Source organism: Nocardioides sp. (assembly GCF_036401255.1).
GTDB lineage: Bacteria > Actinomycetota > Actinomycetes > Propionibacteriales > Nocardioidaceae > Nocardioides.
The window spans coordinates 1-7547 of record NZ_DASWVI010000162.1; the positions used below are offsets into that span (position 1 = coordinate 1).

The 7547-nt window shown below is 71.6% G+C and carries 9 protein-coding genes; all 9 read right to left on the reverse strand.

The genetic code is table 11. From position 1 onward, the window contains the following. Positions 1-2266: DNA helicase PcrA (pcrA, locus tag VGD85_RS07725; protein ID WP_414690778.1), on the reverse strand; the 2266-nt coding region annotated here is incomplete at its 3' end. 88 nt (positions 2267-2354) lie between these two features. Continuing rightward, a complete protein-coding gene (locus VGD85_RS07730; RefSeq protein ID WP_331062871.1) occupies positions 2355-2831 on the reverse strand; it encodes a hypothetical protein in 477 nt (158 codons plus the stop codon). 10 nt (positions 2832-2841) lie between these two features. After that, entirely contained in the window at positions 2842-3204 is a 363-nt protein-coding gene (locus VGD85_RS07735) for a response regulator (protein ID WP_331062872.1), read from the reverse strand. 34 nt (positions 3205-3238) lie between these two features. Further along, positions 3239-3694: a chemotaxis protein CheX gene (locus VGD85_RS07740; protein WP_331062873.1), complete on the reverse strand. Its 456-nt coding sequence runs from the start codon at positions 3692-3694 to the stop codon at positions 3239-3241. Further along, positions 3691-4086 (reverse strand): response regulator, encoded by a 396-nt coding sequence (locus VGD85_RS07745; protein ID WP_331062874.1) that lies wholly within the window; start codon positions 4084-4086, stop codon positions 3691-3693. The genes VGD85_RS07740 and VGD85_RS07745 overlap by 4 nt, the downstream gene beginning before the upstream one ends. Then, positions 4074-4910, reverse strand: coding sequence for a protein-glutamate O-methyltransferase CheR (locus VGD85_RS07750; RefSeq protein WP_331062875.1), 837 nt, complete (start codon positions 4908-4910; stop codon positions 4074-4076). Before VGD85_RS07750 ends, VGD85_RS07745 begins: the two co-directional genes overlap by 13 nt. Continuing rightward, positions 4907-6007: a chemotaxis response regulator protein-glutamate methylesterase gene (locus VGD85_RS07755; protein WP_331062876.1), complete on the reverse strand. Its 1101-nt coding sequence runs from the start codon at positions 6005-6007 to the stop codon at positions 4907-4909. Before VGD85_RS07755 ends, VGD85_RS07750 begins: the two co-directional genes overlap by 4 nt. A gap of 107 nt (positions 6008-6114) precedes the next feature. Then, positions 6115-7017 carry a hypothetical protein gene (locus tag VGD85_RS07760; protein ID WP_331062877.1) on the reverse strand — a complete coding sequence of 301 codons (903 nt, stop codon included), beginning with the start codon at positions 7015-7017 and terminating at the stop codon, positions 6115-6117. A 49-nt stretch (positions 7018-7066) separates the two neighbouring features. Beyond that, the coding region (locus VGD85_RS07765) for a methyl-accepting chemotaxis protein (protein WP_331062878.1) at positions 7067-7547 on the reverse strand (481 nt) is incomplete at its 5' end.

Genomic DNA, 7547 nt, shown 5'->3' on the forward strand with positions numbered 1-7547 from the left:
CCAGCGAGGGCACCTCGCGCGCCGGCTTGGCCTTGGCGGCAGCATCGGCCCGCGCCGCGGCCGAGGAGAAGTTGCGACGTCCTGCGGCAGTGGGCTGGCCCATCGGGCGTGAGCCCCCGGACAGGTCGGGACGCCCCCACCGGGTCTGGGCGGCCTCGGTGCGCCGCCAGTCGACCAGGTCGACCGGCAGCTCGTCGAGGAACCGCGAGCCGGGGTTGTGCGAGGGTGCTCCCCAGGCCGAGCGGACCACGGCCCGGGAGATGTAGAGCCGCTCGCGCGCGCGGGTCAGGCCGACGTACGCCAGCCGCCGCTCCTCCTCCAGCTCGGGCTGGTCGCTCAGCGAGCGGGCGTGCGGGAACACCCCGTCCTCGAGCCCGGTGAGGAAGACGACGGGGAACTCCAGGCCCTTCGCGGTGTGCAGGGTCATCAGGGTGACCACGCCGGCGTCCTCGGGGTCGTCGTCGGGGATCTGGTCGGCGTCGGCGACCAGCGCGACCCGCTCGAGGAAGTCCGCGAGCCCGGGCGCGACCGTGCCGGCGTCGACGTCGGCGGGGTCGGCCGACGGTCCCGCGACGGGGTCGTCGGCGAACTCCCGCGCCACGGCGACGAGCTCGGCGAGGTTCTCCAGCCGGGTCTCGTCCTGCGGGTCGTCGCTCTCCTCGAGCGCGGTGAGGTAGCCCGAGCGGGCCAGCGTGGTCTCCAGGATCACGTCGGGGCGCTCTCCCCCGTCGACCATCGACTGGAGCTCCTCGATCATCGCCACGAAGCCCTGGATCTGGGTCAGCGACCGGGTCGCGAGACCCGGGGCGTCCTGGGCGCGACGCAGCGCCTCCCAGAACGTGGTGCGGTCGCGCTCGGCGAGTGCGTTGACGCAGGCGACCGCCCGGTCGCCGATGCCCCGCTTGGGGGTGTTGAGGATCCGTCGCAGCGAGACCTGGTCGGCGGGGTTGACCAGGAGCCGCAGGTAGGCGAGCGCGTCGCGGACCTCGCGGCGCTCGTAGAACCGCACGCCGCCGACGACCTTGTAGGGCATGCCGAGGCGGATGAAGATCTCCTCGAACACGCGCGACTGGGCGTTGGTGCGGTAGAACACCGCGACGTCGCCGGGCCGGTGGGCCTTGGCGTCCGTGAGCCGGTCGATCTCCTCGGAGACGAACCGTGCCTCGTCGTGCTCGTCGTCGGCGACGTAGCCGACGATCCGCTCGCCGTCGCCGGCGTCGGACCACAGGCGCTTGGGCTTGCGGCTCTTGTTGTGTCCGATGACGGCGTTGGCGGCGTTGAGGATCGTCTGCGTGGAGCGGTAGTTCTGCTCCAGCAGGATCGAGGTCGCGTCGGGGAAGTCCTGCTCGAAGTCGAGGATGTTGCGGATGTTCGCGCCCCGGAAGGCGTAGATCGACTGGTCGGCGTCGCCGACGACCATCAGCTCGGCCGGCGGCACCCGCTCGGCCGCGGGGTCGAGGTCCTCCATCTGCTCCGCACACAGCTGGTGGATGAAGGCGTACTGGGCGTGGTTGGTGTCCTGGTACTCGTCGACCAGCACGTGCCGGAACCGGCGCCGGTAGGTCTCGCGGACCTCGGGGAACTGCTGGAACAGGTGGACCGTGAACATGATCAGGTCGTCGAAGTCCAGCGCGTTGGCCTCGCGCAGCCGCCGCTGGTAGAGCGTGTACGCCGCGGCGTAGTTCTCCTCCAGGTGGTTGCGGGCGTCCTTGGCCGCCTCCTCGGGGTCGCGCAGCTCGTTCTTGTGGTTGGACACCCAGTGCAGCAGCGCACCCGGCTGGAACCGCTTGGGATCGAGGTCGAGGTCGTTGCAGACCAGCGTCATCAGGCGCTTCTGGTCGGCGGCGTCGTAGATCGAGAAGTTGGACTTGAAGCCCAGCTTCTCCACCTCCTTGCGCAGGATCCGCACGCACGCGGAGTGGAACGTGGAGACCCACATGATCCGGGCGCGGCGCCCGACGAGGTCCTCGACGCGCTCCTTCATCTCCGCGGCGGCCTTGTTGGTGAAGGTGATCGCCAGCACCGAACCCGGGTGGGCCTTGCGCTCGGAGATCAGCCAGGCGATCCGCCGGGTCAGCACCCGGGTCTTGCCGGAGCCGGCGCCGGCGACGACGAGCAGCGGCGCCCCCTCGTGCACGACCGCGGCGCGCTGGGGGTCGTTGAGGCCGTCCAGAAGCTCCTCGCGCGAGGGCCCGCGACGGGTCGGCTCGGGCCCGTCGTGGGCGGGCGGGGCGGGCATGCCGGGCAGGGGGATGGAGATGCTCATGCTGCCCACCAGCCTACGGGCCGGCACCCCCAGGCCGTGGGGTGCCGACCGATCAGGCGGACGGTCAGGCGAACGGTCAGGCGGACGGTCAGGCGAACACGGTCACGATCGACAGCGTGCCGCTCCCGTAGCCGGCGATGTCGAGCGTCACGTCCTCCCGCGCGCCGAGGGTCGCCGCGTAGGAGGCGATCTGACCGGGCAGGGGGTCGTGCGGCGCGAACGCCGTCGAGAGCCGCTGGTGGACCCCGGCGCTGTCGCCGATCGGCGCGGCGAGGACGTTGAGGATCTCCGCGACGTTCTCGAACAGGTTGTCGGGCAGCAGCTTGTCCTCGATGGCCGCCTCCGCGCCGCCCTTGGGGATCAGGGCGAGCGCGGCGCCGGCGTACGCCGCGAGCGGCAGGTCCATCACCCCGACGAACGCGAGCTGGTGGTCGGGGTCGATGTAGGTCGCCACGACCGGGCGCGGCGGGTCGAGACTGATGGGTGCCCCGTCGCTGACGGCGACGTCGCGGCCGAGCAGGCCCTCGAAGACGTCCTTGATCAGCTTGCGGTCGGGCAGGCTCATGGTGTTCTCCTCAGCCGAGCACGCCGACGAGCGCGGACTCGAAGTGCTCGGGGGTGAATGGCTTGGCGATCAGGAACATCGCGCCCGCGGCCGCCGCGGTCTCGCGCATCTCCTCGGATCCCTCGGAGGTCACGAACCCGAACGGCACCGGGTTGCCACTCCCGCGCAGGTCGCGCAGCAGCTCGATCCCGGTCTTGTTCGGCATGTTCCAGTCTGACAGGACGAGGTCGGGGCTCTCCGTGGCGACCTTGTTGAGCGCGTCCGCACCGTCCGTGGCCTCCACGTACTCGTGGTGCCCGAAGCCGGCCTGGCGCAGCGTGCGCAGCACGATCTGGCGCATGACCCGACTGTCGTCGGCGATGATGATCTTCATGGTCGAGTCCTCTCTTCGAGGGGTGGTCGGGGGGTCAGCTGGCCTTGGCCGCGTCGGGCACGATCTGCACGTGCACCGGGGCGCCGCGCCAGGACACGACGAGGCTCTCCTCGGAGGTCGGCGGCGAGGCGCTGGCCCGGATGCCGGGCAGCCCGAGCGTCATCGCGCCACCGATGGCGCCCTTGACGCTGCCGCCGACGACGTTGAGGACCTCGCCGACGGCGTCGTGGACGTCCAGCTCGTCGACCTGCTCGTCGGGTCCCATGCCGAGCAGCGCCGCCGCGATCTGGGTCGCGACCACGCTGTCGCAGGTGAGGACGAGCCGGCCGTTCCAGCCGCCGCGGATCTCGATGTGGGCCTGCAGGCCGGTCTCGAAGTCCGCCGGTACGTCGGCGGGCCAGGGCTCGGCCGCCTCGAAGAGCATGGAGCCCCACACCTGCTCGATGGCGGCGTGCACGAGCGCGTGATCGGGTCCGCTGTTGATGGTCATGCAAGGTCTCCCACGGTCGTCGCGGTGAGCCCGAGCAGGTCGAGCTTCTCCACGAGGGCGTCGCCGGTGAACGGCTTGATGAGGTACTCGTGCGCGCCTGCGGCGAGAGCGCGCACGATCCGGTCCTGCTCGCTCTCGGTGGTGACCATCATCAACGTGATGGCCCGCCACTCGGTCTGCTTGCGGACCTCGGTGATGAACGTGAGCCCGTCCATCACCGGCATGTTCCAGTCCACGCAGGCCAGGTCGGGCAGGTCGCCGTCGAGGCTGTTGAGGACGTCGAGGGCCTCCTGGCCGTCGCCGGCCTCGAGGACCTCGTAGCCGGCATCGACCAGGATGCGACCCACGATCTTCCGCATCGCGCGTGAGTCGTCGACAATCAAGGCACGCATGTGCGCTGTTCCTCTCTGATCCGGTACACGGAAGACCGTCCGGCAGGTACTCGTTCCCAGGCGTCGTCGACGCCCATGGTCATCTCGGCCGCCCCGAGGAAGAGGTGGCCGTCGGGTGCCATCACCTGCCGGACGCGGCGCAGGATGTCGCGCTTGGTCGCCAGGTCGAAGTAGATGAGCACGTTGCGCAGGAACACCACGTCGAACTTCCCCATCGGAGGGAAGGGACGCACCAGGTTGAGCTGGCGGAACTGCACCTGCGCGGCGAGGGCGGGACTGATCCGCCAGCCCAGCCCGACCCGCTCGAAGTGGCGGACCAGGGTGGTGGCGGGCAGCCCGCGGTTGACCTCCAGCTGGGAGTACTCGCCCTTGCGCGCCCGGTCGAGCATCTCCTGGGAGAGGTCGGTGGCGAGCATGTCGATCTTCCAGCCGGAGATCTCGGGGGTGTCCTGCGCGGTCATCAGGATGCTGTAGGGCTCCTGACCACTCGAGCAGGCCGCAGCCCAGACGCGGATCTCGCGGTTGCTGCGGGTCTTGGCGAGCGTCGGGAACACCGTCTGGCGCAGCGCCGTGAACGGGTCGGTGTCGCGGAACCAGGACGTCTCGTTCGTGGTCAGCGCCTCGACGACCAGACGCATCGCGCTCGGGTTGCGGCGGCTCGCCAGGTCGGCGACGAAGGCGTCGACGGTCGCGTGGCCGCCCTGCCGGGCCAACGGCACCAGCCGCGACTCGACCAGGTACTCCTTGCCGGGCTCGAGGACGATCGCACTCTCCGCCCGCACCAGCTCGCGGACGAAGGTGAAGGCCTCGTGGCCGATGCTCATGACGTGGCTCCCGCGGGGACGAGGGTCGGACGTTGCGGTGCGAGCCGGCGCAGGATCTCCGGCCCGAGCTCGCGGAGGGGAAGGACGCGCTCGGCGAGCCCGGCGGTGGCGACCGCGCCCGGCATCCCCCAGACCACGGACGTGGCCTGGTCCTGGGCGAGGACGCTGCCGCCGCGCTCGACGATCTGCCGGGCGCCCTTGCAGCCGTCCGAGCCCATCCCGGTCAGCACGACGGCCAGGACGGCCGGACCGACGGCGGCCACGGCGCTGCGGAACAGCACGTCGACGGCGGGGCGGCAGTAGTTCTCGGGCGGCGCCTGGGTGAGCCTGGTGCGCAGACCGGAGGCGTCGGAGGCGACCTCGAGGTGGAAGTCGCCCGGGGCGATCGCGACCGTGCCGGGACGCAACGGCTGAGCGTGCTCGGCCTCCACGACGTCGTACGGCAGCTGCCGGTCCAGGCGGGCGGCGAACTGGCGCGTGAACAGCGGCGGCATGTGCTGCACGACCGCCACCGGCACCCCGAGGGGCGGCAAGGTCTGCAGCAGCGCGCCGAGCGCCTCGGGCCCGCCGGTCGAGCTGCCGATCACGAGCAGCCGGTACCCGCCGAACGGCGGCGGGGTCGGGGCGTGCAGCTTGATGGCCGCCGCCGACGGCAGCGAGGGCGCCGCAGGGTGCGGGGAGATCCCGGTGCGAGGCACCAGGGACTTGATCCGGGGGATCAGCGCCTCGCGGACCTGCTCCATCGACCGGCCGACGCTGCCCACGTTCGCGGGCTTCGGCACGTAGTCCGACGCGCCGGCCGCCAGGGCGTCCAGGGTGGCGACGGCGCCGCGCTCGGTGAGCGTGCTGAACATGATGATCGGGACCTTGTTGCCGGTCGCGCGGATCGCGCGCACGGACTCGATGCCGTTCATCTCCGGCATCTCGATGTCCATGGTCACGATGTCGGGCTTCAGCTGCGCGACCTTCTGCAGCGCTGCCCGGCCGTTCACCGCGGTACCGATGACCTCGATGTCCCGGTCGGCGGAGAGCAGGTCGGACACGAGCTTGCGGATGACCACGGAGTCGTCGACCACGAGCACCCTGATACCGGGCATGGGCGTCCTCTCCTCCTGTCCCCCGGGCGGCGGACGTAGACACCATCGGCGGACCGCGCCGAGACCTAAGGAGTGCCCGCACCCCTTTAGGACGTGGGCCGGCCGGACTAGCCGGAGATCGGACCCTCGCCGTAGACCAGGTGCCAGGGGCGGACGAGGACGGCCGCCGCCTTGCTGGGCAGCAGGTCGATCATCACGACCGCCTGGAGGACCCCGGACACGGCGTTCCACACGCCGTAGGCGGCGTCGCGCGGAGTGAGACCGGCGAGCTGGAAGGCGATCACGCCGGCGAGCTGTACGTCGCAGGCCAGCCGCAGCCGGCCGGACATCGAGCACGCCCAGCTCGCCTGGTGCATCGCGGGCGCCCACTCCGCCGTACGGAGCCGCTGCTCGTCGACGACGCGGCGCCACTCGGCGCGGACGGACTCGTCGGCGCTCGAGAGCCGGTCGAGCACGCGGTCCACCCGGGCCATGCCGGTGGAGGCGGTCTCGTCGCGGGTGGGGAGGTCGGCGCGCAGGTACGGCGTGACCATGCCGCGCCGGACACCCGGGTCGAGCCGGGCGCCGAGGTAGCCGCTCACGGCCGCGTCGGCGAGGACGTCGGCCGCCGCGGACGCGGTCGGGTCCTGCACGGACATCGGGCCGCTGTGGATCCAGGTCCAGTCGAGCAGGTCGTGGCGGACGAAGTGGTCGAGCGTGCGGGTGTCGCCGAGCAGGCTGGTCTCCAGGCGCCGCAACAACGTCGACGCGCCGGTGGTGACCGCCTCCTCGACGGCGGCACCGGCCAGCGGCAGCACGGACCGGACGGTCTCGGCGCGGGCGTCGGCGCGCGTGGTGGCCCGCAGCCAGTCGCTGCGGGCCACGGCGCCCGGATGCTGGGCCGCCCACTGGTCGAGGTCGGTGGAGTCCGCGGTCAGCGCGGTGCGCAGCACGGCGGCCGCCTGCCGCCCGCTCACCAACCGGGCGAGGTCGAAGCCGAGCGCATGGGCGCCCACGAGGGAGTACGGCATCGTGGCACTCCCCCCTCTTCCGCTGGCAGCCGGCGCGACGCCGGCCGGATCAGGACGTGAATCCGGAGACGGCTCCGCGCAGGTCGACGGCCATCCTGGCCAGGTCGTCGACGGCGGTCCTGGTCTGGGCCAGGGCCTGGGTCGTCGCGTCGGCGGCCGTGGACACCCCGGAGATGTTCGTGGCGATCTCCCCGGAGCCGGTCGAGGCCTCCGCGACGTTGCGCGACATCTCGTTGGTGGTCGCGGTCTGCTCCTCGACCGCCGAGGCGATCGTGAGCTGGTAGTCGTTGATCGAGGAGATGATCGTGGAGATCTCCCCGATCGCCTCCACCGCACCACCGGTGTCGGCCTGGATCGCCTCGACCCGCCGAGCGATGTCCTCGGTGGCACGTGCGGTCTCCTGGGCCAGCTCCTTGACCTCGTTGGCGACCACCGCGAAGCCCTTGCCCGCCTCACCGGCCCGCGCGGCCTCGATCGTCGCGTTCAGCGCCAGCAGGTTGGTCTGCTCGGCGATCGAGGTGATCACCTTG